Origin of the sequence: Methylobacterium sp. DB0501 (assembly GCF_011043735.1) — a bacterium.
GTDB classification, from domain to species: domain Bacteria; phylum Pseudomonadota; class Alphaproteobacteria; order Rhizobiales; family Beijerinckiaceae; genus Methylobacterium; species Methylobacterium alsaeris.
Map to the genome: position 1 here is coordinate 73,467 of NZ_JAAKGV010000003.1, position 26,617 is coordinate 100,083.

Below are 26,617 nucleotides of genomic sequence, written 5' to 3' on the forward strand. Positions count from 1 at the left end.
GGAACCCGCCATGGCACAGTCACATACGGCCGCAGCGGACGACGGCGAGCTGCACTTCTACGTCGCCGACGAGCACGGTCACGCCGAGGGCGGGACCATGCTCGGGTTCTGGCTCTACCTGATGAGCGACTGCCTGATCTTCGCGATCCTGTTCGCGACGTACGGCGTGCTCGGGCGCAGCTACGCGGCGGGCCCGTCCGGCGCGGACCTGTTCGACCTCAAGCTCGTGGCGGTGAACACCGCCATGCTGCTGTTCTCCTCCATCACCTACGGCTTCGCCATGCTGGAGATGGAGAAGGGCGACCAGCGCATGACCCAGCGCTGGCTGGCGATCACTGGGGCCTTCGGCCTCTGCTTCATCGGCCTCGAGCTCTACGAGTTCCACCACCTGATCCACGAGGGCGCCACGCCCCAGCGCAGCGCCTTCCTGTCCTCGTTCTTCACCCTGGTCGGCACGCACGGCCTGCACGTCACCTTCGGGTTGATCTGGCTCACGACCCTGATGGTGCAGGTGCACCAGCGCGGCCTGATCCAGGCCAACCGCCGCCGGCTGATGTGCCTGAGCATGTTCTGGCACTTCCTCGACGTGATCTGGATCGGCGTCTTCACCTTCGTCTACCTGATGGGGTCCCTGTCATGAGCGCCCGCGCTCCCGTCTCCGACGAACTCCATTCCGACGCCGTGCACGTCGAGGTCGTCCACGATCACCACGAGGCCGGCCACGGCTCGCGCAAGGGCTACATCACCGGCTTCGTCCTCTCGGCGATCCTGACGGCGATTCCGTTCTGGCTGGTGATGGCCGGGGTGTTCACCGATCCCCGCGTCACCTCGCTGGTCATCATGGCCTTCGCGGTGGCGCAGATCGTGGTCCACATGGTCTACTTCCTGCACATGAACGCGCGTTCGGAAGGCGGCTGGACCATGATGGCGCTGATCTTCACGATCGTTCTGGTGGTGATCGCGCTCTCGGGCTCGCTGTGGGTGATGTACCACCTCAACACCAACATGATGCCGACGATGTCGCCGGGCGACATGCGCAACATGCCGTGACGACGATCCACGACGATCGCCCGTTGCCGGCCGGGGCGGCCCTGCCCCGGTCCACCAAGCGCCTCGCCCTGGTGGCGCTCTCGCTGCTCGCGACCGGCCTGTTCGTCGCCCTCGGGATCTGGCAGGTCGAGCGCCGGGCCTGGAAGCTCGACCTCATCGCCCGGGTCGAGGCCAGGCTGTCCGCCGCCCCGGTCCCGGCACCCGGCCGGGCCGCGTGGCCGGCGATCACCCGCAACGCCGACGAATACCGCCGCGTGACGGCGAGCGGCCGCTTCCTCCCCGACCGCACCGCCCGGGTGATGGCGGTGACCGAGAAGGGTGCCGGCTCCTGGCTGATCGAGCCCCTCGTCACCGGATCCGGCGACACGATCCTGATCAATCGCGGCTTCGTGCCCGCGGACTGGCAGGCGCCGCCCGGAGACGGGGAGGGGGCTGCCACCGTCACCGGCCTCCTGCGGATCACGGAGCCCGGCGGCGGCTTCCTGCGCAGCAACGATCCGGCCCGGGACCGCTGGTACTCCCGCGACGTCGCGGCGATCGCCGGGGCGAAGGGGCTCGGCGAGGGGCTTGGTGCCGTGGCGCCCTACTTCATCGACGCCGACGCCTCGGGCAACCGGCCGGGCGGGCCGGTCGGCGGGCTCACCGTGGTGGCGTTCCGCAACCATCACCTGATCTACGCGCTGACCTGGTTCGGGCTGGCGGCCCTGTCGGGATACGCCGCCCACCGGGCATGGCGGGAGCGGTGAGCGGGGCAATGGGTTCCGGAGTTGGCGCACGAATCACCCTCCTCCCCCCGCCGGGAAGGGTGCCCGGCGGATGCCGGGCGGGAGAGGGGACCGCGACGCTGATCCAGGGGGCGCCCGCCAGAACGGCTCCGCGTCATCCGGCGGCGTGGTTCCCCTCTCCCGCCCCACTCCGTGGGGCACCCTCCCCCGTGGAGGGGGGAGGGTTCGGGCGCTCGGAAGCGGCGTCCCGATGACCGATTGGGTCGCCCTGCGCCGCAAAGCCCGCCGGACCCTCATCGACACCGCCCGCCGCCTCGGCGCCGGCCCGCCCGCGGGCTTCGGCGAGCCCGACGACCAGGAGGGCGGGCGCCAGAACCTGCTCCTCCTGGTGCAGCTGCGCTGGATCGCGGTCGCCGGCCAGATCATGACCATCGCGGTGGTGCAGGGGGGCTTGGGCATCACGCTGCCGCTCGGCCCGATGGCGGTGGTGCTGGTCGGGCTCGTGCTCCTCAATCTCGTCAGCGTCGGATGGCTCGCCCGCGGCGGCAGCGTCACCGAGGGCGTGCTGTTCGTGGCGCTCCTCCTCGACGTCGTCGCGCTGACGGGGCAGCTCTATCTCAGCGGCGGCGCCACCAACCCGTTCACCTCGCTGTTCCTGCTCCAGCTCACCCTGGCGGCCGTGCTGCTGAGCAGCCGGGCGACCCTCGCCCTCGTGGCCCTGACCACCGCGTCGCTCGGCCTCCTGATGCTGGCCTCCCGGCCGCTGGTGCTGCCGATGGGCGACGGCGAGGACGAACTCTTCCGGCTCTACCTCGTCGGCATGCTGGTCGGCTTCGTGATCGACGCGGCCCTGATCGCGGTCTTCGTCACCCGGGTCTCGCGCAACCTGCGCCGGCAGGATGCACGGCTCGCCGACCTGCGCCAGCGCGCGGCGGAAGAAGACCACATCGTCCGGATGGGCCTCCTCGCCTCCGGGGCGGCGCACGAGCTCGGCACGCCGCTCTCCTCGCTCTCGGTGATCCTCGGCGACTGGCGCCGGATGCCGGAACTCACCGCCTCGCCGGACATCGCCCGCGAGATCGAGGAGATGCAGGAGGCGGTCGGGCGCTGCAAGGCGATCGTCACCGGCATCCTGCTCGCCGCCGGCGCCGCCCGCGGGGAGGCGCCCCACCTCACCACCGTGCGCCGCTTCGTGGCCGAGCTCGTCGGCGACTGGCGCCGGATGCGCTCCTGCTTCTCCCTGCAGGTCCGCGACGAGTTCGGCGAGGACGAGGAGATCGTCTCCGACACCGCCCTCAAGCAGGTCCTGTTCAACGTCCTCGACAACGCGCTCGACCTGTCGCCGAACTTCGTCGAGCTGGTGCTCCTGCGCGACGGCGACACCCTGCGGCTGTCGGTCACCGATCGCGGGCCGGGTTTCGCGCCCGAGATGCTGGCGCGGCTCGGCCAGCCCTATACATCGAGCAAGGGGCGCCTCGGCGGCGGGCTCGGGCTGTTCCTCGTCGTCAACGTCGTGCGCAAGCTCGGCGGCACGGTGGAGGCCCGCAACCGCAGCTATGGAGGCGCCGTCGTGACCATCAGCCTGCCGCTCTCGAGCCTGACGGTGTAGGATGTCCGACGACGATCGCCTGCTCGTCATCGTCGAGGACGACGACCGCTTCGCCGCCACCCTGACCCGCTCGTTCGAGCGGCGGGGCTACACGGTGGTGAGCCTCACCGGCCTCGGCGCCCTGGAGGCTCTGCTCGCCGAGCGCACCCCGACCTATGCCGTGGTCGACCTGAAGCTCAACGGCGAATCGGGCCTCGCCTGCGTCAAGGCCCTGCACGACCACGATCCCGATATCCTCACGGTGGTGCTCACGGGTTACGCCAGCATCGCCACCGCGGTCGAGGCGATCAAGCTCGGCGCCTGCCATTATCTCGCCAAGCCCGCCAATACCGACGACATCGAGGCGGCCTTCTCCAAGGCGGAAGGCGACGTCGCCGTCTCCCTCGACGGGCGGCCGACCTCGATCAAGACGCTCGAATGGGAGCGCATCCATCAGACCCTGGTCGAGACCGACTTCAACATCTCGGAGACCGCGCGGCGGCTGGGCATGCACCGGCGGACGCTCGCCCGCAAGCTCGACAAGCAGCAGGTGAAGTAATCCTGCCCCATTTCCGCATGGCTGACGCGTGCGGAATGCGGTTTCGCATCCTGGCGGAGGCGGCGGCCCCGGGGTAACGTCCCGCCCGAAATCCCAGGAGGAGACGCCATGAACCCCCCGTCCGCCGCGGTCGCGACCCAGACCAACCTCAGCCCGGTGAAGCCCCATGAGGGGACCCGCGGCGCGTTCCGGTGGGACGACCCCTTCCTGCTCGACGACCAGCTCACCGACGACGAGCGCCTGATCCGCGACTCGGCCCGCAGCTTCGCCCAGGAGCGCCTGCTGCCCGGCATCGTCGAGGCCTATGCCGAGGAGAAGACCGACCGCTCGCTGTTCAACGCCATGGGCGAGCTCGGCCTTCTCGGCGTCACCCTGCCGGAGGAGTACGGCTGCGCCGGAGCGTCTTACGTCGCCTACGGCCTCGTCGCCCGCGAGGTCGAGCGGGTCGATTCCGGCTACCGCTCGATGATGAGCGTGCAGTCCTCGCTCGTCATGTATCCGATCTACGCCTACGGCGACGAGAATCAGCGGAAGACCTACCTGCCGAAGTTGGCCTCCGGCGAGTTCGTGGGCTGCTTCGGCCTGACCGAGCCGGATGCCGGCTCGGATCCCGCCGGCATGAAGACCCGCGCCGACAAGATCGACGGCGGCTACCGCCTGTCGGGCGCCAAGACCTGGATCTCGAACGCTCCGATCGCCGACGTGTTCGTGGTCTGGGCCAAGTCCCCGGCCCACGACAACCAGATCCGCGGCTTCATCCTGGAAAAGGGGATGAAGGGCCTGTCGGCGCCGCAGATCAAGGGCAAGCTGTCCTTGCGCGCCTCGGTCACCGGCGAGATCGTCATGGACGGCGTCGAGGTGCCGGAAAGCGCGCTGCTGCCGAACGTCTCGGGGCTGAAGGGGCCGTTCGGCTGCCTCAACCGGGCGCGCTACGGCATCTCCTGGGGCGCGCTGGGCGCCGCCGAGGATTGCTGGCACCGGGCGCGCCAGTACACGCTCGACCGCAAGCAGTTCAACCGGCCGCTCGCCCAGACCCAGCTGGTGCAGAAGAAGCTCGCCGACATGCAGACCGAGATCGCCCTGGGCCTCCAGGGCTCGTTGCGGGTCGGCCGGCTGTTCGACGAGGGCCGGATGGCGCCCGAGATGATCTCCCTGGTCAAGCGCAACAATTGCGGCAAGGCGCTCGCCATCGCCCGCGAGGCGCGCGACATGCACGGCGGCAACGGCATCATGGGCGAGTACCACGTGATGCGCCACGCCCAGAACCTCGAGACGGTGAACACCTACGAGGGCACCCACGACGTCCACGCCCTGATCCTGGGCCGGGCGCAGACCGGGCTGCAGGCGTTCTTCTAGCCTTCCACCGCCCGTCGCCAATAGTCGAGGCTCTCCGGGTTCACCGGGGAGCCTGCCGCCTCGTTGAGGCTGAGGATATCCTCGTGGAAAGCCTTGGCCTCGTCCTGCCCGACGAGGTCGCGCAGGGAGGTGAGGATGCGGGTGATGCGCAGGTGGTTGTGGTCGTAGGCCGTCAGCCAGCGTCGAGTCTGGACGTAGAAGCGCATCATCCGGATCCGGGCGGCAAGCAGGCCGGCTTGAGCCGATCGATCGCACCGGATCGCCTCCGCCTCCATCGCTCCGAGCACCGGTGACCCCGGCACCGCCCGGCTCGCATCCCGGAGCGGGAACAGCCACTGGATGACGTCGTGCGTGTTCTCGATGCGGCTGTCGTCGAAGTCGAGAACGTTGGCGAGGGAACGGCCTTTCCCGTCACGTCCCCGAGACGCGAGGAAGGCGTGGATCGGTCCTGCACGCGCCTCGGCCATGGTCGCCTCCTGCTCTCCTCACGATCTATGGCGAGGCGCAGCGGCGGACAGGCGGGGCCGTCGCGCAATCGAGGCTGCATTGCTGGCGCGCGCCGCAGAACCACGACAGGCTGCCGCTCTTGAGGCAGGCGCCGCCGCACTGGCGGTAGGCGCCGTAGAGAGGCCGGATATAGACCGGCTCGGTCAGGAGCCGCGCCCGGCCCTCCTCCGCGGCGGGGGCCTGCACGGCGACGAGCGAGAGAAGGAGCGCCGTCGTGCAGGAGCGAAGCAGAGTCATGACCGGGGCCGCCGTTTCGACGGCCCGATGATCGGATCAGTTCTACGCCCGGTCGATTAAATTGCGCTTCATCCTTGCAGGCCGGGGCACATGATCACGCCGCCGCCCGCCGCTCGGCCCGCGCCGCTTCCAGCGCCCGCACCCGCGGAATCACCTGCTCGCCGAAATACGCCACCTCCTCCTGGAAGTGCAGGAAGCCCAGCAACGCGAGGTCGGCCCCGGCATCCTTGAGCGCCAGGATGCGCTCGGCGATCTGGTCCGGCGTGCCGATCAGGTTGGTGCGGAAGCCGTCATTGTACTGCACCAGATCCTCGAAGCTCGACTTCGCCCAGTTGCCCTCGCGCTCCGGCGAGGCGGCGCCGGCATTCTTCACCTCGTGGCCGAAGGCGCGCACCGCCTCCGGGTCGGCATGATCGATGATCTCCTTCAGGACGGCGCGGGCCTCCGCCTCGGTGTCGCGGGCGATCACGAAGGCGTTGACGCCGATCTTCACGCTCCGGCCTTCCGCCATCGCCTTGTGGCGGATGTCGTCGACCTGGGCGCGGATGTTCTCCGGCGTGTTGCCGTTGGTGAAGTACCAGTCGGAGACCCGGGCCGCCATGTCCCGCGCCGCCCGCGACGAGCCGCCCTGGAAGATCTCCGGCAGGGGCTCGGCAGGCTTCGGCTTCAGGGTGTAGTTGCTGTAGCGGTAGAAATCGCCCCGGAAGGTGAAGTTGTCCTCCGTCCAGATGCCGCGCAGGGAGCGGATGAATTCCTCCGAGCGGCGATAGCGCTCGTCGTGGTCGAGCCAGGGCTCGCCGATCGCCCGGAACTCGCCCGAGAACCAGCCGCTGACGATGTTGACGGCGATGCGCCCGTGGGTGAGCTGCGAGATGGTCGCGACCTGCTTGGCCGCGATCGTCGGGTTCCACGGCCCGGGCAGGATCGCGGCGATGACCTTCAGCTTGTCGGTGGCGGCGAGCAGCGCGTGGCTGAAGGCGACCGATTCGTGCTGGTACTCGGCGCCGTAGCCGGCGGTGAAGCGGATCTGGGTCAGGGCGTAGTCGAAGCCCGCCGTCTCGGCGATCCGGGCCAGCTCGCGGTTGTAATCGGCATCCCAGCTCGTGCGCTGGGGGATCTTGCTGATGACGAGGCCGCCGGAGACGTTCGGCACCCAGTAGGCGAAGCGGATCGGCTCGGGGGTTTGCTGCGTCATGGGCGGATCCTCGCTCGGTCACGGGAAGAAGAGCCGGCGCCGCCTGCGTCTGCGGCGCGGTCGATCCCAAGTATCGGGATGAGCTTCCGCGCCGTCAAAAGCATCGTCGTGCTTTTTTGCGGCCCGCGCGGGAAGCCCGTTCTCCGGAACGGGCCGCCCGCGCGGACGATCTTCCGAATCGGCGCTCAGGCCTTCGGCCGCTCGCGGTTGCCGTATTGCGCCAGCTCCAGCCGGGCGATCGAGCGGTTGTGGACCTCGTCCGGCCCGTCAGCGAGGCGCAGGGTCCGGATGCGGGCGTAGGAATAGGCCAGGCCGGCATCGCTGCTGACCCCGGCGCCGCCATGGGCCTGGATCGCGTCGTCGATGATCTTCAGCGCCATGCGGGGGGCCGCGACCTTGATCATCGCGATCTCGAGCTTGGCGCCCTTGTTGCCGACCTTGTCCATCATGTCCGCCGCCTTGAGGCAGAGGAGGCGGGTCATCTCGATGTCGGTCCGGGCCTCGCCGATGCGCTGCTCCCAGACCGAGTGGTCGGCGATGCGCTTGCCGAAGGCGACGCGGCCGAGCAGGCGCTTGGCCATCTTCTCCAGCGCCTCTTCCGCCACCCCGATGGTCCGCATGCAATGGTGGATGCGCCCCGGCCCGAGCCGCCCTTGCGCGATCTCGAAGCCGCGGCCCTCGCCGAGCAGCAGGTTCTCGGCCGGCACCCGGACGTCGTTGAGGATCACCTCGGCATGGCCGTGCGGCGCGTCGTCGTAGCCGAAGACCGGCAGCATCCGCACCACCTCGATCCCGGGCGTGTCGAGGGGCACGAGGATCTGCGATTGCTGCTGGTGCAGGGGCGCGCCGGTGTCGGTCTTGCCCATCACGATGGCGACGGCGCAGCGCGGATCGCCGACGCCCGAGGACCACCACTTGCGGCCGCTGATGACGTAATGGTCGCCGTCGCGGCGGACCTTCGTCTCGATGTTGGTGGCATCCGACGAGGCCACGTCCGGCTCGGTCATCAGGAAGGCCGAGCGGATCTCGCCCGCCATCAGGGGGGTGAGCCAGCGCTCCTTCTGAGCCCGGGTGCCGTAGCGGTGTAGCACCTCCATGTTGCCGGTATCGGGGGCCGAGCAGTTGAACACCTCGGAGGCCCACTGGATCCGGCCCATCTCCTCGGCGCAGAGCGCGTAATCGAGGTTGGTGAGCCCGGCGCCGCGGAAATCGCCGTCGTCGTGCTCGGGCGAGGGGGGCAGGAACAGGTTCCACAGGCCGGCCTCGCGGGCCTTCGGCTTGAGCCGCTCGATCACCGGCACCGGCTGCCAGCGGTCGGTGCCGAAGGCCGCCATCTCGGCCTTGTAGGTCGGCACCGCCGGGCGGACATGCTCGTCCATGAAGGCCCGGACCCGGTCGCGCCAGTGGCGCTGCCGCTCGGAGAGGGTGAAGTCCATGCGCGTGATCCTCCCGTGGCCGGGGTCTCTCGCCCCGACGCTTCCGGACGGGAGCCTAGCGCCAACCGGGCGCGAGCAAAACCGCCTTTTCGAAAGGGGTGGGAGCGATGGGCCGCGGCGGCGCCGTACCGGATTTTCGAAGACTGGATCGGCTCCTCGACGAGACCGCACCCTCTTCGTCGTCCCGGGTCTCGCTTGCTGCGAGACCCGGGACGACGAAGAGGGCTTCGATTCCACCGGTGCGATCGAGCGGGATCGAACCCGTCAGTCCCGGTACACCCGCTCGTAGCGCCGCCCGAGCCCGGTCAGGATCTCGTAGCCGATCGTGCCGGCGTTGCGCCCGACCGTCTCGAGGTCGAGCCCGTCGCCGATCAGGGTCGCGGGCGCGCCGCGGAACAGGGCCTCCCGCGGCGCCTCGGTCACGTCGAGGATGATGAGGTCCATCGAGACGTTGCCGACGAAGGGGCAGCGCACGCCGCCGACCACGGCCTCGCCGCGGCCGGTCGAGGCGCGGGGAAAGCCGTCGGCGTAGCCCAGCGACAGGGTGGCGAGACGCCGGGGCTCGCGGGCGGTCCAGCGGGCGTTGTAGCCGGCGGTGGCGCCGGCCTCGACCTCGCGGACCTGGAGGATGCCGGCCTCGAGCCGCATCACCGGGCGCATCGGGTTGTCGTGCCCCGGCCGCGGGTTGCCGCCGTAGAGGGCGTAACCCGGCCGCGCCAGGTCGGCGCGGCAGGAGGCGAGAAAATCGCCCGAGGAATTGGCGAGCGAGGCCCTGAGGCCCGGATAGGCGGCGCGCACCCGGGCGAACGCGGCGGCCTGGCGGTCGGTGAGGGGATCGTGCTCGACCTCGGCGCTGACGAGGTGGCTCATCAGGAGGTCGAACCCGGCCTCTGCCATGACGGGATCGCCGGCGAGCGCCAGCGCCTCCGGCACCGCGAAGCCGAGGCGGTTCATGCCGGTATCGACGTGGAGGGCCGCCGGGCGCCGGCCCGCCTCCCGGTTCGCGGCCGCCCATTCGGCGACCTCGTCGCGCGAGCCCAGCACCGGCCGGAGATCCGCGTCCCGGTAGGCCCGCGCGGTCCCCGGGGGGAAGCCGTTGAGCACGTAGATGACCGCGTCCGGCAGCGCCCGACGCGCGGAGAGCCCTTCCGACAGGTGGGCGACGAAGAAGGTGCGGCAGCCCTCGGCCCACAAGGCCGGCGCGGCCCGGGCGATGCCGCTTCCATAGGCGTCGGCCTTGATGACCGCCGCGGTCTCCGGGCATTCCGCGGCTTTCGCGAGGATCCGCCAGTTCGCCCGCAGGGCCGCGAGGTCGATGGTGAGACGGCCGCCGTGGCCGATCGGGGTGGGCTCGGTCATGATCTCGCTCCTCGCGCCCCGGTCTACCCCCCGAAAGGGGGAGGAGCCAAGACCGCAGCGAGGGCCCGCCTGACTTTCGGTCAGGCGGGCGCGGCGTCAATGCGTATCGGGCAGCCGGTCGCCCTGGGCCAGGTTCGAGAACCGGGTGATCTCGGCGTCGAACTGGAGTTCGACCGTGCCGGTCGGGCCGTGGCGCTGCTTGCCGAGGATCACCTCGGCCTTGCCGAGGGTGCGGTCCATCTCGGCCTGCCAGGTGAAGAACTCTTCCGTGCCCTCGCGCGGCTTCTTGTTCTTGACGTAGTATTCCTCGCGGAACACGAACATGACCACGTCGGCGTCCTGCTCGATCGAGCCCGATTCGCGCAGGTCCGAGAGCTGCGGCCGCTTGTCGTCGCGGGCCTCGACCTGGCGCGAGAGCTGCGACAGGGCGATGATCGGCACCGCCAGTTCCTTGGCCAGCGCCTTCATGCCGGTGGTGATCTCGGTCATCTCCTGCACCCGGTTGTCGCCCTTCTTGGACGAGCCCGACAGGAGCTGGAGGTAGTCGACGACGAGCAGGTCGAGGCCGCGCTGGCGCTTGAGCCGGCGGGCGCGGGCGGCGAGCTGCGCGATCGAGATGCCGCCGGTCTGGTCGATGTAGAACGGGATCGTCTGCATGTCCCGGGCGGCGTCGGTGATCTTGTAGAACTCCTCCGGCCGGATGTCGCCGCGGCGGATCTTGTAGGAGGCGACGCCGGATTGCTCGGCGATGATGCGGGTGGCGAGCTGCTCGGCCGACATTTCGAGCGAGAAGAAGCCGACGATGCCGCCGTTCTTGGTCGCGATCGAGCCGTCGGGCTGCTTCTCGCCGACATAGGCCTTGGCGATGTTGAACGCGATGTTGGTGGCGAGCGAGGTCTTGCCCATGCCGGGGCGGCCGGCGAGGATGATGAGGTCCGAGGCCTGCAGGCCGCCCATCTTGGCGTCGAGGTCGGACAGGCCGGTGGCGATGCCCGACAGCCGCCCCTCGCGCTGGTAGGCCTTGGCCGCCATGTCGACCGCCGCCGTCAGGGCGTCGGAGAATTTCTGGAAGCCGCCGTCGTACTTGCCGGTCTCGGCCAGCTCGTAGAGCCGGCGCTCGGTCGCCTCGATCTGCTCGCGCGGCGAGGTCTCGACCGGAGCCTCGTAGGCGCCGTTGACCAGGTCCTCGCCGATGGTGATCAGGCGCCGGCGCAGGGCCAGGTCGTAGATCGTGCGGCCGTAATGCTCCGAGTTGATGACCGTGGTGGCCTCGGCCGCCAGCCGCGCGAGGTACTGGCCGACCGTGAGGCCGCCGAGATCCGCGTCGCCCAGATAGGTCTTGAGCGTGATCGGGCTCGCGAGCTTGCCGGCCTTGATCAGCGTGATCGACACCTCGTAGATCCGCCGGTGCACCTCCTCCATGAAGTGCTCGGGCAGCAGGAAGTCCGACACCCGGTAGAACGCGTCGTTGTTGACCAGGATCGCGCCGAGCAGGGCCTGCTCCGCGTCGATGTTGTGCGGGGCGACGCGGTATTCCTGCGGCACGGGCTCGAGATTCGCCGTCAGGGTGCTGGGTATGGCCATCCGGCGGGGCTCCGGGCGAGAGGGGCTGGCAAGAGGGGAGGCGGGGTGTCAGATCATCAGACGCGGCGGCGACCATCGCACCGCTATCGTTGACCAAACCTTGACCGAAGGACGGCGGCCCTGGCCCGAAACGACGGCGGGGCCCGCGACTCGCGTCGCGGACCCCGCCATGCTGGAACAAAATGGGAACAAGTCAAGCCCGGTCACCGGGCTTGTCCCCGCTGTCCCGGCTATCCCGCCCGGGAGGGCAGGACAGCGTGTTGGTCGATCAGCGGTCGTCCGCGTCCGGGCCGGCCTCGGCGAGGGCGGCACCGACCTCGAGGCCGAGATCGTCGAGGTTGAACTCCTCGCGGGTGGTGGTCGACTCGCCGCGGGCCTGGCGCTCGGCCTCCTCGGGGCTGCGGGCGATGTTGACGGTCACGGTGACCTCGACCTCGGGGTGCAGCACCACCGGGACGGTGTGCAGGCCCAGCGTCTTGATCGGCTGCGCGATGTTGAACTGGTCGCGGTTGATGGTGAAGCCGTCCTGGGTCACCACCTCGGCGAGGTCGCGCGGGGAGACCGAGCCGTAGAGCACGCCGGTCTCGCCGGCCTGGCGGATCAGCACGAAGCTCTTGCCGTTGAGGGTCTCGCCGACCTTCTCGGCCTCCGCCCGGCGCTCGAGGTTGCGGGCCTCGAGCTGGGCGCGCTGGTCCTCGAAGCGCTTCTTGTTGCCTTCCGTGGCGCGCAGGGCCTTGCCGCGGGCGAGGAGGAAGTTGCGGGCGAAGCCCGCCTTCACCTTCACGGTATCGCCCATCTGGCCGAGCTTGGCCACGCGCTCGAGCAGGATCACGTCCATGGTCGTCGTCCTTTGCTGTGAGGCCTGTCGGCCCCGGATGGTGATGGCGGAGCGTTCCGCCGTCGGGGAACCGGACCGCCGTCGGGCGATCCGGGGATTCGTGAGCGTCAGGCCACCGGCGGGATCATGCCACCGGCGGGGCCTGGACCGGCCGCCGCCGCCCGGTCAGGGTATCGACGAGGCCGAAGACCGCGAGCGCGACCAGCGCCAGCCCCTGGGTGAAGAAGACCAGCACGTAGAGGCCGACGAGGAGCGGCGTGCGGCCGGGCTTGCCCCGGCTGCGGTCGTGGAGCGCCGCCAGGCCCTGGAGCGCCAGGGCCGCCGCGAAGGCGCCGAGCAAAGCCACCCCGAAGGCCCCGGCGTAACCCGGCACGAGCGAGAGCACGGCGCCGATGACCAGCGCCCACAGGGCCCGGCGCGGCAGGACGGTGGCGGGCAGGTCCGGCCAGGGCCGGGCCAGGCGGCCGGAGATCTGCACCACCCGGGCGCCGGCCCAGAGATAGAAGGTCAGGAGCAGCGTGAAGGTCGTCGCCATGATGGCGGGGGCGAGGCCGGCGACCCGCTCGGCGATGCGGGCGAGGTCGTCCTCCTCGAGCCCGGCGCCCCGGGACGGGGCCTCCTGGATCTGGAGCTGCAGCATCGCCCGGGCGAGGCGGCGGACCCGCTCCTGGTAGGCGGCGTGGTCGCCGGAGGACAGCATCACCACGACGACGAGGGCGACCGCCGCGGTGACGGCGACCCAGGCGAGGAGCCGCCCGGTCGGGTACCATTCCATCCGGCCGGGCGCCGCCTCGCGGCCGAGCAGCGCGAGGTAGCCGAGCCACCAGGCGGGGAGCGCCGTCGAGACCAGGAAGGCGAGGCCGCGCAAGGGCGAGGAGGCGACGGCGAGGGCGAGCGTGCCGGCGGCGGCGGCCACGAGGCCGGTCCGGTGGCTCCAGCCCATCGCCACGATCAGGATCGGCAGCGGGGCGAGCAGGTAGAGGGCCAGCGCCAGCGGCGTCGCCTGGACGACGACCCCGATCAGGAGCGCCGAGGCGAGGCCGGCGACGACGCCGATGCCGATGTGACGAACCATGAGACCCTGTCCGCTGTCCCGCCGCCCGATCCGGACGGGGTTAGAGGCGGTGCTAAGACCGCCCCAGCGACCCGGCAGCATGCAGCCGCCGGGTTGTTCCTTGAATTTAGCGGATCACGTAGGGCAGGAAGCCCAGGAAGCGGGCGCGCTTGATCGCCTGGGCGAGCTCGCGCTGCTTCTTGGCCGACACCGCGGTGATGCGCGAGGGCACGATCTTGCCGCGCTCGGAGACGTAGCGCGAGAGCAGCTTCACGTCCTTGTAGTCGATCTTCGGGGCGTTGGGGCCCGAGAACGGGCAGGTCTTGCGCCGACGGAAGAACGGACGACGGCCACCGCCGCCACCAGCACCGAAAGCCATGGCTTACTGCTCCTCGTTCGTGTTGCGCTCGGTGCGCTCGACGCGCTCCGGACGGTCGCCCCGGTCCGGACGGTCGCCGCGCTCGGGGCGGTCGCCGCCGCCGAAGCCGCCGGCGAAGCCGTCGTCGTCGCGGCGACGGCCGCGCTCGCGGTCCTTGCGCTCGTCGCGGTCGCGCTTCTGCATCATCGCGGACGGCTCGGACTCGAGCTCCTCGACGCGCACGGTCATGAAGCGCAGCACGTCCTCGGAGATGCGCATCTGGCGCTCCATCTCGGCGAGGGCCGCCGGGGGAGCGTCGATGTTGAGGAGGGTGAAATGCGCCTTGCGGTTCTTGCGGATGCGGTAGGCGAGAGACTTCACGCCCCACATCTCGGTCTTCTCGACCTTGCCGCCGTTCTGCTCGATGACGGACTTGTAGGTCTCGATCATCGTTTCGACCTGCTGCGAGGTCACGTCCTGGCGAGCCAGGAACACATGCTCGTAGAGAGCCATGATGGGCCTTTCTCAGGGAGACTTTGGCCCGCTGCCTGATGACACGGATGTGCGTCGGGCGTCGGGCCGGTTCGTCCTCGCGTCGCACGGCGCCAAGCCCTTCGAGCCTGCAAAGGCCCGAGCGGTTGTTCGAAGGCGGAGACACCGGACGACGGGGCGAGCCCCTATGCCGAGCCCGAAGGCCTGGCACCGTCCGTTCAGCCCCCGGCCGGAGCGAACGCGAGGCGCGGCCTATAGCAGGTTTTCACGGGAGGGCAAGGGGTGGGGCACGGGGCGGAGCGCGCGGCAGGGCGAGAAGCCCGGAGGGCGACGGTCCGCCGGAGCCGGCCCGGCGCTAAGGCCGGCGTAACCATCGTCCTCTAGAACTGCCCCAGAGTTCGACCACGCGTTCGAACACGCGGTCGCTCAAGAGTTCGCTCCAGAACATCTGTTCGAGGATCTTTCGTCCGATGACGTCGGCCGCGGCTTCACGACTCGGGCGGATCCGGCCGCCTTCCGGCGCCACGCGCCTCGCCGACCTCGTCGACGAGGCCGAGCGGGTCGCTGCCGGCGGGGAGGCGGCGCGGGCGCTCGACAAGGTCGCCGATCTCCTACTCGCCGGGGCCGGCCGGCTCTCGGGCCCGCAGGTCAGCGCCCTGGACGAGGTGATGACGGTGCTCGCCGAGGGCGCCGGGACGGACTCGCGCGGGCGGCTCGCCCGGCGGGTCGGTGGCCTGCCGCGCCCGCCGCACAAGCTGGTGCGGCGCCTCGCCGACGATCCCGAGGCCAGCGTCGCGGTGCCGGTGCTGACGTCCTGCGCCGTCCTGCCGGACGATCTGCTGCTGCACGTCGCCCGCCGCCGCGGGCCGGCGCATCTCGCGGCGATCGCCCGGCGCGACCGGGTCGCGGCCCGGGTCGCCGACGTCCTGGCCAACCGCGGCGACCAGACTGTGATGGCGGTGCTGCTGGGCAATCCGGGCGCGCGGCTCTCGCTTCCGGCGTTCTCGGCCCTGTCCGCCCGGATGGCGGACCGGCACGGCCTCGCCGCCGGGCTCGCGGCCCGCGGCGTGCTGCCGGCCCAGCGCGCCGCCCTATTGCGCACGCCCGGTCCCCCCGGCCCGCCGCGCCGGGCCGTCGAGGCCGTGGCCCTGCGGATCCGCCTCGGGCTCGACGAGGCCGACATCCGGAGCTGGCTCGCGAACGGCCGGGTGACCGAAGCGCTCCTCGGTCTGGCGCACCTCGCCGGCTGCCCCGCCGCGCGGGCGGAGGCCGCGCACCGCGCCCCGGGCGTGAAGGCCCTCGCGCTGGTCGTCCGCGCGGCGGACCTGCGGCTCGCGACGCTCGGCGCCTTCCTGCGCGCCCGCCCCGGACCGGCCCCGACGCCGGAATCGGCCGGCCTCGCGGTCGCACTCTACCGCGCCGTGACGGTGGCGCAGGCCCGCGAACGGGTCGCCGGGCGGCCGGGCTGAACGGGACCGGCGGCGGCGTAGCCGAATCGGCAGGCGTTCGACCCGCCCGGATGAACCACGGTCGCCCGACCGTGCCTGGCCGGTGCATCGGCTTGCCCGGCGATGCAGGCGTTCATCGTGTTCGCCGTGCAGCCCTCGTCGCCCGGCCTCGCCGATGCCGCCGCCGAGCGCCGGCGCACGATGATCGAGCTGGCCGACGGGTTCGTGCGCGCCGTGGGCGGGATCGTCGGCATGGTCTCCGCCTCGGCCACCGAGCTGCAGGCCACCGCCGCCACGATGACCGCCACCGCGACGCGGACCGCGGCGCAATCCACCGTGGCGGCGGCCGCGGCCGAGGAGCTGGGAAGCTCGGTCGACGAGATCGGCCGCCAGGTCCAGGGCTCGGCCGGCCTCGCCCAGGCGGCGGTCGGCGAGGCGGACCGGACGGGCCAGCTCGTCCAGGCGCTGAAGGCGACCTCGGCGAAGGTTGGCGACGTGGTCGGGCTGATCTCGTCGATCGCCGTCCAGACCAACCTGCTGGCGCTCAACGCCACCATCGACGCGGCCCGGGCCGGCGAGACCGAGCCCATCACGCGGGTGGCCCGGTCGAGGTCTGAGGCATCATGTGTCAGAGACGCTGCGTAAAAAGGGATTATGACCTGTTTTTGTCAGGAAAATTTGGAGACATTGACGCGGAGCCGCTGGAATGGCGGATCGTCCATGATTTAAATTATGTATTAAGTTGTTGTTAATTATTTTCAGAAATAAACAAATACGATATGTAACGCTGGGTCAGATACAATGAAACTCCTCCGCGATGCGCGCATCCTGATCAAGGCTGTGTTGCCGCTCCTGATCGTTGCGGCCGTGGCGGGCGGGCTCGTCCTGTATGCGCGAGCCAGCCTCTTCGGCCTGGCCGCGCAGACGCGTGAGATCGCCGAGATGCAGATGCTGCGCCTCCAGCACATCCTGACCCTGCGCGTCGACATGAACGAGGCCGCGCTCCTGAGCCGCAATCTGGTCCTGGAGACCCGCGCGGAGCAGATGGCCGGCTACGAAACGCGCTACCACGCCGCGGTGCAGGCCGCCCTCGCCAGCGCCGACACGCTGATCGTCAAATCGGACGCGCCGGACCGGAAGGCCGTGAACCAGAACTTGCGCGACACCCTGGTCGAGTTCTTCGCGCTCTCCGAGCGCGCCAACGCGCTGGCCCTGAAGAACGAGAACGTGGAGGCCGGCAACCTCCTTCGCGGCGAGGTCGCGGTGATCCGCAGGAAGGTCGGCAACGCCGTGCAGGCGCGCATCCACCTGTTGACGGCGGAGCTCAAGCAGGCCAGCGATACCGCCGAACGGTCCGCGTCCGAGGCCGGCACGGTGCTCGTCGTGTCGGCGGTCCTGGGGCTGGCCGTCGCCCTGGCGCTCGCCGCGCTCATCGTCATCCGCGGCATCACGCGCCCGCTCGGCAGCCTGGTCGGCATCCTCCAGCGCATGGCCCGGGGCGATGCGGATGCGGCGATCACCGAGGCGGCGCGCGGCGACGAGATCGGGGCCGTCGGCCGCGCGGTCGAGGGCATCAAGGCGATGGTCGCCCGGACGGCGGCCGAGCAGGCGGAGATCCGGCGCCTGGCCGACGCTGCGGCCGCGGCCGAGCGCAAGCGGACGGTGGCGGAGATGGCCGACGGGTTCGAGCGTGCCGTCGGCGGGATCGTCGGCCTCGTCTCCGCCTCCGCGACCGAGCTACAGGCCACTGCCGCCACGATGACCGCGACCGCGACGCAGACCGTGTCCCAATCCTCCGCGGTCGCGGCCGCGGCCGAGGAGGCGGCCACCAATGTCGGCACCGTCGCGGCCGCCGCCGAGGAGCTGGGGGCCTCCGTCCAGGAGATCGGGCGCCAGGTCCAGGGCTCGGCCGGCCTCGCCCAGGCGGCGGTCGACGAGGCGGACCGAACGGGTCATCTCGTCCAGGCGCTGAAGGCCACCTCCGCCCGGATCGGTGACATGGTGGGGCTGATCTCCACCATCGCCAGCCAGACGAACCTGCTCGCCCTCAACGCCACGATCGAGGCGGCGCGGGCCGGTGCCGCCGGCCGCGGCTTCGCGGTCGTCGCCGCCGAGGTCAAGGAACTCGCCGACCAGACCGCCAAGGCCACCCAGGAGATCGCCGGCCAGATCGGGGAGATCCGGGGGGTGACCGATCAGGCGGTCTCGGCCATCGACGCGATCACCGGCCGCATCCGCGAGATCAATTCCGTTGCGACCTTGATCGCCTCGGCGGTGGAGGAGCAGGGCGCGGCGACCCAGGAGATCGTCCGCAACGTGGCGCAGGCGGCGACCGGCGCGGGAGAGGTCACCAGCACCATCACGGGCGTGGCGCAGGCCTCTGAGGAGACGGGGGCGGCGGCGAGCCAGGTTCTCGCGGCGGCCTCGGAGCTGTCGCGCCAGTCCGAGCACCTCTCGGCCGAGGTGGTGCGGTTCCTCGCCACCGTGCGGGCGGCCTGATGCCGGGCTTCGCCGACGACGACAGGGGAGAGTAAGCGGGCGCCGGGAGTCCGGCCCCTCCTTCATGCCCTCACGGCTTCCTCGCCGCGGTTCCCAGGTGCTTGTCGAGGAAGCCGGCGATCTCGGTGAAGGCCTCCCGGGTCTCCGGCGCGTCCGGGTTGAACAGGTACTGGGCGTGGCTCATGCCCTCGAACACCTGGAGCGAGGCCTCGACCCCGGCTTGGCGCAGCTTGCGGTGGGTGCGCACGGTGTTGGACAGGAACAGGTCGCGGGTGCCGGTGGTCAGGATGGTGGGGGGCAGGCCGCGCAGGTCGCCGTAGATCGGCGAGAGCTGGGGGTCGCGCAGGTCGTGGCCGGCGGCGTAGAGCCGGGCCGCCCGGGTCAGGTAGCCGTCATAGGAGACCAGCACGTTGTCGAGCCACTCGTTGGCCTTGTAGCTGTCGCCGGTCTCGGTCAGGTCGGACCACGGCGTGCCCGGCGCGATGGCGGCGGGGAGCGGCACACCCTCGCGCTTGGCGCGCAGCATCAGGGCCAGCGTCATGCCGCCGCCGGTCGAAGTGCCGAACACCGCCATGTTCTCGGCCGGCTGCAGGGCGAGCGCCGCCTTCCACACCGCCATGGCGTCGTCCATCGCCGCCGGGTAGGGCGCGTCGGGCGGCATGCGGTAATCGAACGAGATCACCGTGAAGCCGCCGAAGGCCGCCATCAGCACCGCCTCGAGGGTGCCCGCCTCGCCCGGATTGTAGACGTAGCCGCCGCCGTGGATGTGGATCAGCAGCCGGTGGCGGTTGCGCTCCGGCACCGCCTTGGGCGCCACGATCCAGGCCTTGACGCCGCCGATCACCTCCGGGGTCGAGACCACGCCGAGGCGCTCGCGCAGCGCCGGCAGGGGGGCTGCGGTCTGGGCCGCGAGCTTGGCGACGAGCGCCTTCCATTCCGCCGCGCTGCCCGGGTCGGCGTCCCAGGCCGGGGTCCGGTAGGGCGCCGCGATCGTCGCCTGGAATTCCGGGCTCACCGTCTCCGGCACCGGGATGCGCCGGCCCGGCACGGTGCGGGGCCCGGGCTTGGCGTTGGCGGCGTTCTGGGCCGCCTCGAGCCGGGCGAAATCCGACGCGTCGGCGTTCGGCGGCACGGTCTGCGCGGCGGCGACGCCGGGCAGCGCGGCGGCCAGGAACAGGGTGGCCGGATGCAGGGCGGCGAGGCGGCGCGGGCCGGGCAAGGGTCGGACATCCTGATGACGTGGGGCCGTGCACGATTCGCACGCCCACGCTCATCCGACAAGACGCCGCCGCTCGCGCTACGGCAGGCCGCGCCGCAGCACCGAGCTCGCATAGCCGTCGAGCAGGTCCTGGGGATCGCGATAGATCGCGGTGCAGCCGGCCTCGCTCAACGCGGCCTCGGGGAAGCCGCCGCACAGGACGCCGATCGCCGGCAGCCCCGCCTTCACGGCAGCCTCGGCGTCGTAGGGCGAATCGCCGATCACCACGGCCTGGCCCCGGGGCGGATGCCCGAGCCGCTCCAGGGCCGCCTCGAAGATGTCCGGGTGCGGCTTCGAGCGCTCGGCCTCGTCGGAATTGGTCGCCACGTCGACGAGGTCGCGGATGCCGGCGATCTCCTGGTAACGCTCGACCTCGTCGGCCTTGCCCGACGAGGCCAGCGCCAGGACGTGGCCCTCCGCCTTCAGCCGCTCGAACAACGCCCGCACGCCGGGGAACGGCTTCACCTTCGGCAGATACTTCTCCGTGAACAGCGTCGAGCGGAATTTCTCAAGTGCCTCGCCCTCCCGCTCCAGGCGTTCCCTGGGCACGAAGACCGGCATCAGCTGGTCGCCGCCCTTGCCGATCTGGCTGCGGACCGCCGCCTCCGGCACGTCGAGGCCGAAGGCGCGGAACGCCTCGGACCAGGCTGCGGCGTGCAGATCGACGCTGTCGAGCAGGGTCCCGTCGATGTCGAAGATCAGGTTGCGGATCATGGCGGGGCCTCGTCTGTTGCAGCCAGGCACGAAAGCCGTGCAAAGCGCCGGGGTTCCCCGGCGGGCGGGCGGCGCGGCTGGCCTTCGGGCGCCACGGCCGTTAGAGGTTCGTCAACGCCGTTCTTCGCCGGGAGGCGGGGCGGCCTTGGTGAAAATGTGGGAAATGCCGATGTCCGTCCTGTCCAGAGCCTGCCTCGTCGTGGCCGTGGCCGCGCTCGCCGGCGGCTGCATCCAGAACCCCCTGGGCCAGGTCGGCGGCGTGCTCCCGGCGGGCGATGTCGGCCCGCCGCCCTCCCTGCGCGGCGACGTGAAGCTGCCGGCCCGCAGCAACGGCGACCTCGCCCAGGCCGCGACCGAGCCGACCCGCCGCCTCAACGTCCCGTCGACCACCCGCGGCAGCGACACCCTGAGCGCCCCGCCCCGGCGCATCCGCCGCGAGGACATCGAGGGCGAGGGCGGTCCGGGCGGCAGCGGCGGCGGCAGCCTGTCGCCCACGATCGGGTCGGGCGGCTCGGTCGGGCTCGGCGGCAAATTCTGACGAAGACGCCCTAACGGGGCTCGGCTCCCGCTTCGTCCCGCTTCGCGCGGGCCCGCTGGTCCCGGGCGGCCTGCCGCGTCTGCTGCGCCCGGGCGGTCTCGCGCAGGCGCCGCAGGCGCTCCTCCAGGCCGGCGCGGGTCGCCGGCCACCAGCCGCGGCCGGGTGAGTCCGGCGCCGCCGCCGGCACCGTCTCGGCCAGTTCCGGAAAGGTCGGGATCCGCCACCAGCCCCAGACCAGGGGCCCCGCGGCGATCCCGGGATAATGCGCCAGCGCCTCGGTCTCGGTGATCGGGGCGTCGTCGAGGGCCTCGAACACCACGACGCCCGCCTCCGCCACCTCCACCGCCGCCCCGAGGGGCGGGGGATCGCCGCGCGGGACGGGATGGCGGCGGCGGCGGCGCTCCGCTTCCGCGGCGGGGTTGCGGGCGGCCTCGCGCCGGGCCCGCCGCGCCGCCGGCTCGCTCAGCCGCGCCGCCTCCTCGATCACGCACCACGCTTCCTTCAGGGCCTCGTAGGAGCGCCAGGGCACCCGCCAGGCCCGGATCTCCGGCGCCCAGGCGGCGAACGGGATGGTGCGCAGGGTATCGACCACCATGCGCGAATAGGGCGTGCGGACCAGGAGCGCCTCGGGCCCGGCCTCGAGATAGGGGCTCTCCAGCGGCTCGAAGGCGTAGGCATCGCGGCCCTTGTCGTCGCCGTAGGCGTCCAGGCCTGAGATCTCCCGGGCGATCCAGGCATCGGCCCGCTGCTCCGCGGTGGTGCCGGGAACAAACCAGCGCCGGAGCTTGCGCCGCCAGCGGGCGGTCGGAAACGTCTCCTTGAAGCGGGCGAGCAGGGCGCGGTCGAACGGCATCGCAACCAGCACGCCGGGTCGCTTGGCGGTACCGGGCGCCACGGCGAAGCCGGCGCCGCGGGCGACCTCGCCGGCGGGGGCCTCTCGGTCCTGCTGTCCTGCCTCGCGCCTCTGCCCTGCGTCGCCCATGGACTGCCTCGATCGGACCGCCTCAGACGACTTCCGATCGATTGCTTCGCAATGCGGAAGTCGGCTTCGCTTGAGCGCCGCGCGGGCTGGTGATGCAATTCCGGAAGGGATCTTCCGGAATTGCATCAGACCGGCCGGGCGCGGCCGCCGTAATAGTCGTCGAGGCGCCCGCCATAGGACGGGTCGGCGAACGGATCCTCGTCTGGGCCGTGCCGCGGTGCCCCCGCCAGGGTGCCGGCATCGATGTCGATGACGTAGCCGCCGAGCCCCACGTCGTAGGTCAGGGCCTTCCAGGGCACCGGGTGGTAATGCTCCCCGAAGCCCAGGAAGCCGCCGAAGGACAGCACCGCGTAGGCGACCTGCCCAGAGACCTTGTCCACCATGAAGTTGTAGACGCTGCCGAGATGCTTGCCCTTGCGGTCGTAGACGGCGGTGCCCTCGACCTTGTTCGAGGCGATCAGCCGGGGCGTCTCGTCGAGGGCGACGCCGTCGCCGGTGGGATCGAGCTCCATCGTGCCCGGCTCGCGCAGGGCGCGCTCGTTCGGGAGTTCAGTCGGCATGGCGGTCTCCGTTGCGAGAGGAAAGGGGTCCTTGGGGAACCGACCTGCCCCGCGACGGTTCCGCGCTCACCGCGCCGCCGCGTCCTCCCCGCCACCCGGCATGTCGGCCTCCTCGCCGATCTCCCTGCCGTCCCTCCGGCCGTCCTTCCGGCGGTCCTCCTGCTGCTGCTCGGCCACCTCGGTGCGCACGGTCCGGCTCGCCAGCATCATCTCGAACGCGAAGGCGGTCAGCGAGGCGAGGGTGCACACGATCGCGGCGCCGAACAGCGAGAACAGCACGCTCGCCACCGCGGCATCGCGCAGAGTGCCGAGGAACAGGGTCAGGACCGCGCCGCAGATCGCCACCCCGCCCAAAGCCGCGATCACCACCGCCACGTCGAGGGCGAGGCTGCGCCGGCGCAGGTCGGCGAGCTTCGCCTGGTCGCCGGGCCGCTCGGCGATGCGGTCGGAGAGCTTCTCGACCTGATCGGCGATGCGGGCGTGGCGGGTCGAGAAGACGTTGAGCAGCGTCGCGATGCCGGAGAGCAGGAAGACCGGCGTCAGCGCCACCTGGATGATGTGGGCGGTCGAATCGACCTGGGACGGATCGGCGGTGGGGATCATGCGGGGCCGGGAGGAGAGGGCGGGGCCGGGAGGGGAGGGCGCCCGCCGCGATGTAGGGCGGCCCTGCCCGGACCGCATCTCGCGGCCCGGGACCTCGGACCGCATCTCGCGGCCCGGGACCTCGGACCGCGCGGCGCAGCCCGGAAAGTCATACGACGTCCGATCGATTGCTCGGCGATTGCTGCGCAACCGCGTTCGCCATGCGGATGTCGGCTCCGCTCAGGCGTGCGGAACCTCCGGCTCCACCGCGCGGGCCGGTGATATGAATGCCGGAGGGGATCGTCCGGACTTCACATCACGGAGAGGGGCTCTCGATCTCGAAGCGTGCTCGGTCGTGTCCCTCGCCACCGCTGTCGCACCCGCTCAACCCGCGACGATCGACAGCCGCGCCCCGTGAGTGCGCGCGAGGTCGAGGTCGCCGGCCTCCGTGCCGGCGCGGAACACCGCCGCGACCGGGCCCTCGCCCCGGGCCGCGAGGGCCTCGGCCAGGGCTCCGTCCGTGCCGGTCGGGCTCGCCAGGGTGACGGTGGTGTGGGGGCCGAGCGGCAGGGTCGCGGCGCGGGCCGGCCCGCCCAGGATGTCCGCCTCGACTACCGGGGCCTCGGCCCCGGTGCCGAGCAGGGCGGCGTAGCGGGCGCGCGAGGCCTCGACGTCGCGCACCGCCACGGTGATCGATGTCACCCCGGTGACGCCGTTGTCGTGGCGGCGCACGTCGCCCTCCTGCACGCGAAGGGCGCGGGGCGTGACGTCGCCGCACAGGAACGGGACGTCGGAGCCCGGGGCCCGGGCGGTCTTCCAGTCGAGGCGGGCGCCGTCGGGCCGGAAGCGGCCGCCGGGCTGCGGGTCGGCGATGTCGAGGCCGCGATCCTGCGCCGCCTTCACGTAGGCGTCGATGTCGGAGGGCAGCAGCGCGTGGTCGAGGAAGCCCTCGCCGGCGCGGTGATAGACCTCGGACCAGCGGTTGCCGGGCTCGGGCTTCTTGAAGGCGATCAGCTCCAGGTAGGCGCCGTCCTCCAGCACCACCAGGACGTTGTGGGTGATGCCGTTCTGATGCTCGCCGCCGCGGATCACCGTGAAGCCGAGGCTGGAATAATCCGCGAAGGCGGCGTCGAGATCGGCGACCGCGATGACGAGATGGTCGAGGGTGAGGGGCATGGGTGATCCTCTTCAGGCGGCGGGAACCTGGGGGCGCCCGGGGATCCAGGAGCGGCCGGGCACCGCCTCCAGGAGGGCGCGGGTATAGGCGGCCTGCGGGGCGGCGAAGACCTCGGCGGTCGGGCCGGCCTCGACGACGGCGCCGTCCTTCATCACGGCGATGCGGTCGCAGATCTGGCCGGCGACCCGCAGGTCGTGGGTGATGAACAGCATCGACAGGCCGAGCCGGTCGCGCAGGGAATCGAGCAGGGCCAGCACCTGGGCCTGGACCGAGACGTCGAGGGCCGAGACCGGCTCGTCGGCGACCAGCAGCTCGGGTTCGAGCGCCAGCGCCCGGGCGAGCCCGATGCGCTGGCGCTGGCCGCCGGAGAATTCGTGCGGCAGGCGGTCCATGGCGGCCGGATCGAGCCCGACGAGGCCGAACAGCTCGCGCGCCTTCGCCATCGCCTCGGGCCGGGAGGCGCCCTGGAGCATCGGCCCCTGCGCCACCAGCTCGCCGGCCCGGCGCCGCGGGTTGAGCGAGGCGAAGGGATCCTGGAAGACCATCTGGACCCGGCGCGCCTGACCCCGCATCGCGCGGCGCGACAGGGCCGCGAGATCGGTGTCGCCGAGGCGGATCGTGCCGGTATCCGGATCGAGCAGGCGCACGATGCAGCGGGCGAGCGTCGACTTGCCGGAGCCGGATTCGCCGACGATGCCGAGGGTCGTGCCCCGGGGCAGCGACAGGCTGACATCCTTCACCGCGTGGGTGACCCGGGCCCGGCTGGGCAAGAGCCCGCCGCCCTTGCGGTAGGTCTTCGAGACACCCTCGAGCGTCAGGATCGCCGGGGCGGCGGTGCCGGACCGGGCCCGCGGCACGAGCGGCGGCACCGCGGCGATCAGCGCCCGGGTGTAGGGCGCCTGCGGCCGGGTGAGCACGGCGTCGGCCGGCCCCTCCTCGACGAGGCGGCCGGACTGCATTACGGCGACCCGGTCGGCGATCTCCGCCACCACCCCGAAATCGTGGGTGATGAACAGGACGCCCATGCCGCGCCGCGCCTGGATCTCGCGGATCAGCGCCAGGATGCGGCCTTGCGTCGTCACGTCGAGCGCCGTGGTCGGCTCGTCGGCGATAAGGAGCGCCGGCTCCAGCGCCAGCGCCATGGCGATCATCACCCGCTGGCGCTGCCCGCCGGACAATTCGTGCGGATAGGCCCGGAGCGCCGCCTGCGGATCCGGTATCCGCACCTCGGCGAGCAGCGCCAGGGTCTTCTCGCGGATCTCGCGGGCGTTGAGCCCGGTGTGGATGCGGAAGGTCTCGGCGATCTGGTCGCCGGCCCGGCGCAGGGGGTTCAGGGCCGTCATCGGCTCCTGGAAGATCATGCCGATCTTCGCCCCGCGCAGGCGCCGCATCTCGGCCTCGGAGGCGCCGACGAGGTCGCGGCCCTGGAACAGCACCGCGCCGGCATCCGCCCGCACGCCCGGGGGCAGCAGCCGCATCACCGTGTTGGCCAGCACCGACTTGCCCGAGCCCGACTCGCCGACGACGCACAGGATCTCGTTGGCCGCGAGCGCGAGCGAGACGCCGGCGAGCGCGTGGCTGCGGTCGGCGCCCGGCGGCAGGCGGACCGAGAGGTTCTCGACCGAGAGGAGGGGCGTCGTCATGGCGCGGCCTTCAAGGGCCCGGCCTTCACGGGTCCTGCCTTCACCGGGGCGGGGCCGCGCAGGCGCGGGTTGAGGGCATCGTTGAGGCCCTGGCCGACCAGCGACACGGCGAGCACGGTCACCAGGATCGCCACGCCCGGAATCGCCGAGACGTACCATTGCGTGCGCAGCACGCCGCGCCCGGCGCCGATCAGGTTGCCCCAGGAGGCGACGTTCGGATCGGAGAGGTTGAGGAAGGCGAGCGCGCTCTCGAGCAGGATCGCCACCGCCATCACCACGCTGGCATAGACGATCACCGGCGGCAGGGCGTTGGGCAGGATCTCGCGGGCGATGATGCGGGCATCCCCCATGCCGAGCACCCGGCAGGCCTGGACGAATTCGCGGTTGCGCAGGGTGAGGAACTCCGCCCGCGTCAGCCGGGCCGGGGCCGGCCAGGAGACGAGGCCGATCGCCACCGTGACGGTGGTGATGTCCGAGCCGAACACCGCCACCAGCACGAGGAGCAGCAGGAAGTTCGGCAGGGTCTGGAAGGCCTCCGTCACCCGCATCAGGACGTCGTCGACGATCCCGCCGTAGAAGCCGGCCACGGCGCCGACCGCGATGCCGATCGCGATGGCGATCACCGTCGCGACGAGGCCGATCAGCAGCGACACCCGGGCGCCGTGGAAGACTTGGGCGGCGATGTCGCGCCCGCTCGCGTCGGTGCCGAGCCAGACCTTCGGGTTGGCGAAGGGCCATTGCAGCGGCCGGCCGGCGAGGCCGAGCGGGTCCTTCGGGAACACCAAGGGAGCGGCGAGCGCCACCGCGATCACCAGGAGGAGCAGCACGGCGCCGAGCAAGGCCGCCGGGTTGCGCAGGTAGCGTCTGACAGCCGCCAT

Annotated in this window: 27 protein-coding genes and 1 pseudogene; 10 read left to right on the plus strand and 18 right to left on the minus strand. The window is 71.5% G+C overall.

Features of this window, described 5'->3' with window-relative positions; all coding sequences use genetic code 11:
• Window positions 1-10 precede the first annotated feature (10 nt).
• The 6 genes from cyoC (at window position 11) to G4G93_RS06040 (ending at window position 5,278) form a co-directional block, all read left to right on the plus strand.
• Window positions 11-640: a cytochrome o ubiquinol oxidase subunit III gene (gene cyoC / locus G4G93_RS06015; RefSeq protein ID WP_165082236.1), complete on the plus strand. Its 630-nt coding sequence runs from the start codon at window positions 11-13 to the stop codon at window positions 638-640.
• Window positions 637-1,050 carry a cytochrome o ubiquinol oxidase subunit IV gene (cyoD, locus tag G4G93_RS06020; protein ID WP_165082238.1) on the plus strand — a complete coding sequence of 138 codons (414 nt, stop codon included), beginning with the start codon at window positions 637-639 and terminating at the stop codon, window positions 1,048-1,050. Before cyoC ends, cyoD begins: the two co-directional genes overlap by 4 nt.
• A gap of 5 nt (window positions 1,051-1,055) precedes the next feature.
• Complete coding sequence (locus G4G93_RS06025; protein WP_395413712.1) at window positions 1,056-1,796, plus strand: SURF1 family protein; 741 nt, start codon at window positions 1,056-1,058, stop codon at window positions 1,794-1,796.
• Between the two features lie 229 nt (window positions 1,797-2,025).
• Window positions 2,026-3,384: an ATP-binding protein gene (locus tag G4G93_RS06030; protein ID WP_165082240.1), complete on the plus strand. Its 1,359-nt coding sequence runs from the start codon at window positions 2,026-2,028 to the stop codon at window positions 3,382-3,384.
• Between the two features lies 1 nt (window position 3,385).
• Window positions 3,386-3,922 (plus strand): response regulator transcription factor, encoded by a 537-nt coding sequence (locus G4G93_RS06035; RefSeq protein ID WP_165082242.1) that lies wholly within the window; start codon window positions 3,386-3,388, stop codon window positions 3,920-3,922.
• 108 nt (window positions 3,923-4,030) lie between these two features.
• Entirely contained in the window at window positions 4,031-5,278 is a 1,248-nt protein-coding gene (locus tag G4G93_RS06040) for an acyl-CoA dehydrogenase (protein ID WP_206289566.1), read from the plus strand.
• Here the strand turns inward: G4G93_RS06040 and G4G93_RS06045 are convergent.
• From G4G93_RS06045 to rpsF, 10 genes are all read right to left on the minus strand, one after another.
• Complete coding sequence (locus G4G93_RS06045; protein ID WP_165082244.1) at window positions 5,275-5,745, minus strand: opioid growth factor receptor-related protein; 471 nt, start codon at window positions 5,743-5,745, stop codon at window positions 5,275-5,277. The genes G4G93_RS06040 and G4G93_RS06045 overlap by 4 nt on opposite strands.
• Before the next feature lie 25 nt (window positions 5,746-5,770).
• Window positions 5,771-6,022 (minus strand): hypothetical protein, encoded by a 252-nt coding sequence (locus G4G93_RS06050; RefSeq protein WP_165082246.1) that lies wholly within the window; start codon window positions 6,020-6,022, stop codon window positions 5,771-5,773.
• Between the two features lie 94 nt (window positions 6,023-6,116).
• The gene (sfnG, locus tag G4G93_RS06055) at window positions 6,117-7,217 is read right to left on the minus strand and encodes a dimethylsulfone monooxygenase SfnG (protein WP_165082248.1); all 1,101 of its coding nucleotides are present in this window, start codon (window positions 7,215-7,217) and stop codon (window positions 6,117-6,119) included.
• 185 nt (window positions 7,218-7,402) lie between these two features.
• Window positions 7,403-8,653, minus strand: coding sequence for an acyl-CoA dehydrogenase family protein (locus G4G93_RS06060; protein ID WP_165082250.1), 1,251 nt, complete (start codon window positions 8,651-8,653; stop codon window positions 7,403-7,405).
• 264 nt (window positions 8,654-8,917) lie between these two features.
• Window positions 8,918-10,012 (minus strand): alanine racemase, encoded by a 1,095-nt coding sequence (gene alr / locus G4G93_RS06065; protein WP_165082252.1) that lies wholly within the window; start codon window positions 10,010-10,012, stop codon window positions 8,918-8,920.
• A gap of 96 nt (window positions 10,013-10,108) precedes the next feature.
• Window positions 10,109-11,596 carry a replicative DNA helicase gene (locus tag G4G93_RS06070; protein WP_165082254.1) on the minus strand — a complete coding sequence of 496 codons (1,488 nt, stop codon included), beginning with the start codon at window positions 11,594-11,596 and terminating at the stop codon, window positions 10,109-10,111.
• 268 nt (window positions 11,597-11,864) lie between these two features.
• Complete coding sequence (gene rplI / locus G4G93_RS06075) at window positions 11,865-12,434, minus strand: 50S ribosomal protein L9 (protein ID WP_165082257.1); 570 nt, start codon at window positions 12,432-12,434, stop codon at window positions 11,865-11,867.
• Between the two features lie 124 nt (window positions 12,435-12,558).
• Window positions 12,559-13,509 carry a DUF2232 domain-containing protein gene (locus tag G4G93_RS06080; protein ID WP_165082259.1) on the minus strand — a complete coding sequence of 317 codons (951 nt, stop codon included), beginning with the start codon at window positions 13,507-13,509 and terminating at the stop codon, window positions 12,559-12,561.
• Between the two features lie 106 nt (window positions 13,510-13,615).
• Entirely contained in the window at window positions 13,616-13,867 is a 252-nt protein-coding gene (rpsR, locus tag G4G93_RS06085; protein WP_012332436.1) for a 30S ribosomal protein S18, read from the minus strand.
• 3 nt (window positions 13,868-13,870) lie between these two features.
• Window positions 13,871-14,359 (minus strand): 30S ribosomal protein S6, encoded by a 489-nt coding sequence (gene rpsF / locus G4G93_RS06090; protein ID WP_165082261.1) that lies wholly within the window; start codon window positions 14,357-14,359, stop codon window positions 13,871-13,873.
• 449 nt (window positions 14,360-14,808) lie between these two features.
• Between rpsF and G4G93_RS06095 the strand changes: the two genes are divergently transcribed.
• The 3 genes and pseudogenes from G4G93_RS06095 (at window position 14,809) to G4G93_RS06105 (ending at window position 18,285) form a co-directional block, all read left to right on the plus strand.
• Complete coding sequence (locus G4G93_RS06095) at window positions 14,809-15,807, plus strand: DUF2336 domain-containing protein (protein WP_165082263.1); 999 nt, start codon at window positions 14,809-14,811, stop codon at window positions 15,805-15,807.
• A 156-nt stretch (window positions 15,808-15,963) separates the two neighbouring features.
• Window positions 15,964-16,365 (plus strand): annotated as a pseudogene (locus G4G93_RS36400) (methyl-accepting chemotaxis protein); the annotation flags it as partial.
• Between the two features lie 222 nt (window positions 16,366-16,587).
• Entirely contained in the window at window positions 16,588-18,285 is a 1,698-nt protein-coding gene (locus tag G4G93_RS06105; RefSeq protein ID WP_165082265.1) for a methyl-accepting chemotaxis protein, read from the plus strand.
• Window positions 18,286-18,355: 70 nt separating this feature from the next.
• On the opposite strand, the gene G4G93_RS06110 is transcribed toward G4G93_RS06105, so the two are convergent.
• Together G4G93_RS06110 and G4G93_RS06115 are read right to left on the minus strand one after the other, a co-directional pair.
• On the minus strand, window positions 18,356-19,504 hold the full coding sequence (locus tag G4G93_RS06110; protein ID WP_206289567.1) for an alpha/beta hydrolase: 1,149 nt from the start codon (window positions 19,502-19,504) through the stop codon (window positions 18,356-18,358).
• Window positions 19,505-19,582: 78 nt separating this feature from the next.
• Window positions 19,583-20,257: an HAD family hydrolase gene (locus G4G93_RS06115; protein ID WP_206289568.1), complete on the minus strand. Its 675-nt coding sequence runs from the start codon at window positions 20,255-20,257 to the stop codon at window positions 19,583-19,585.
• A 169-nt stretch (window positions 20,258-20,426) separates the two neighbouring features.
• Here G4G93_RS06115 and G4G93_RS06120 point away from each other — a divergent pair, with 169 nt between their 5' ends.
• The gene (locus G4G93_RS06120) at window positions 20,427-20,795 is read left to right on the plus strand and encodes a hypothetical protein (protein ID WP_165082267.1); all 369 of its coding nucleotides are present in this window, start codon (window positions 20,427-20,429) and stop codon (window positions 20,793-20,795) included.
• Between the two features lie 10 nt (window positions 20,796-20,805).
• Here the strand turns inward: G4G93_RS06120 and G4G93_RS06125 are convergent, their stop codons facing one another.
• From G4G93_RS06125 to G4G93_RS06150, 6 genes are all read right to left on the minus strand, one after another.
• The gene (locus G4G93_RS06125) at window positions 20,806-21,777 is read right to left on the minus strand and encodes a hypothetical protein (protein ID WP_206289569.1); all 972 of its coding nucleotides are present in this window, start codon (window positions 21,775-21,777) and stop codon (window positions 20,806-20,808) included.
• 125 nt (window positions 21,778-21,902) lie between these two features.
• Complete coding sequence (locus G4G93_RS06130) at window positions 21,903-22,337, minus strand: PRC-barrel domain-containing protein (RefSeq protein WP_165082269.1); 435 nt, start codon at window positions 22,335-22,337, stop codon at window positions 21,903-21,905.
• Between the two features lie 66 nt (window positions 22,338-22,403).
• Window positions 22,404-22,940, minus strand: coding sequence for a DUF2721 domain-containing protein (locus G4G93_RS06135; protein ID WP_165082271.1), 537 nt, complete (start codon window positions 22,938-22,940; stop codon window positions 22,404-22,406).
• Window positions 22,941-23,303: 363 nt separating this feature from the next.
• The gene (locus G4G93_RS06140; RefSeq protein ID WP_165082273.1) at window positions 23,304-24,095 is read right to left on the minus strand and encodes a VOC family protein; all 792 of its coding nucleotides are present in this window, start codon (window positions 24,093-24,095) and stop codon (window positions 23,304-23,306) included.
• A 12-nt stretch (window positions 24,096-24,107) separates the two neighbouring features.
• Window positions 24,108-25,739 carry an ABC transporter ATP-binding protein gene (locus G4G93_RS06145; RefSeq protein WP_165082275.1) on the minus strand — a complete coding sequence of 544 codons (1,632 nt, stop codon included), beginning with the start codon at window positions 25,737-25,739 and terminating at the stop codon, window positions 24,108-24,110.
• Window positions 25,736-26,617 (minus strand): ABC transporter permease, encoded by an 882-nt coding sequence (locus G4G93_RS06150; protein WP_165082277.1) that lies wholly within the window; start codon window positions 26,615-26,617, stop codon window positions 25,736-25,738. Before G4G93_RS06150 ends, G4G93_RS06145 begins: the two co-directional genes overlap by 4 nt.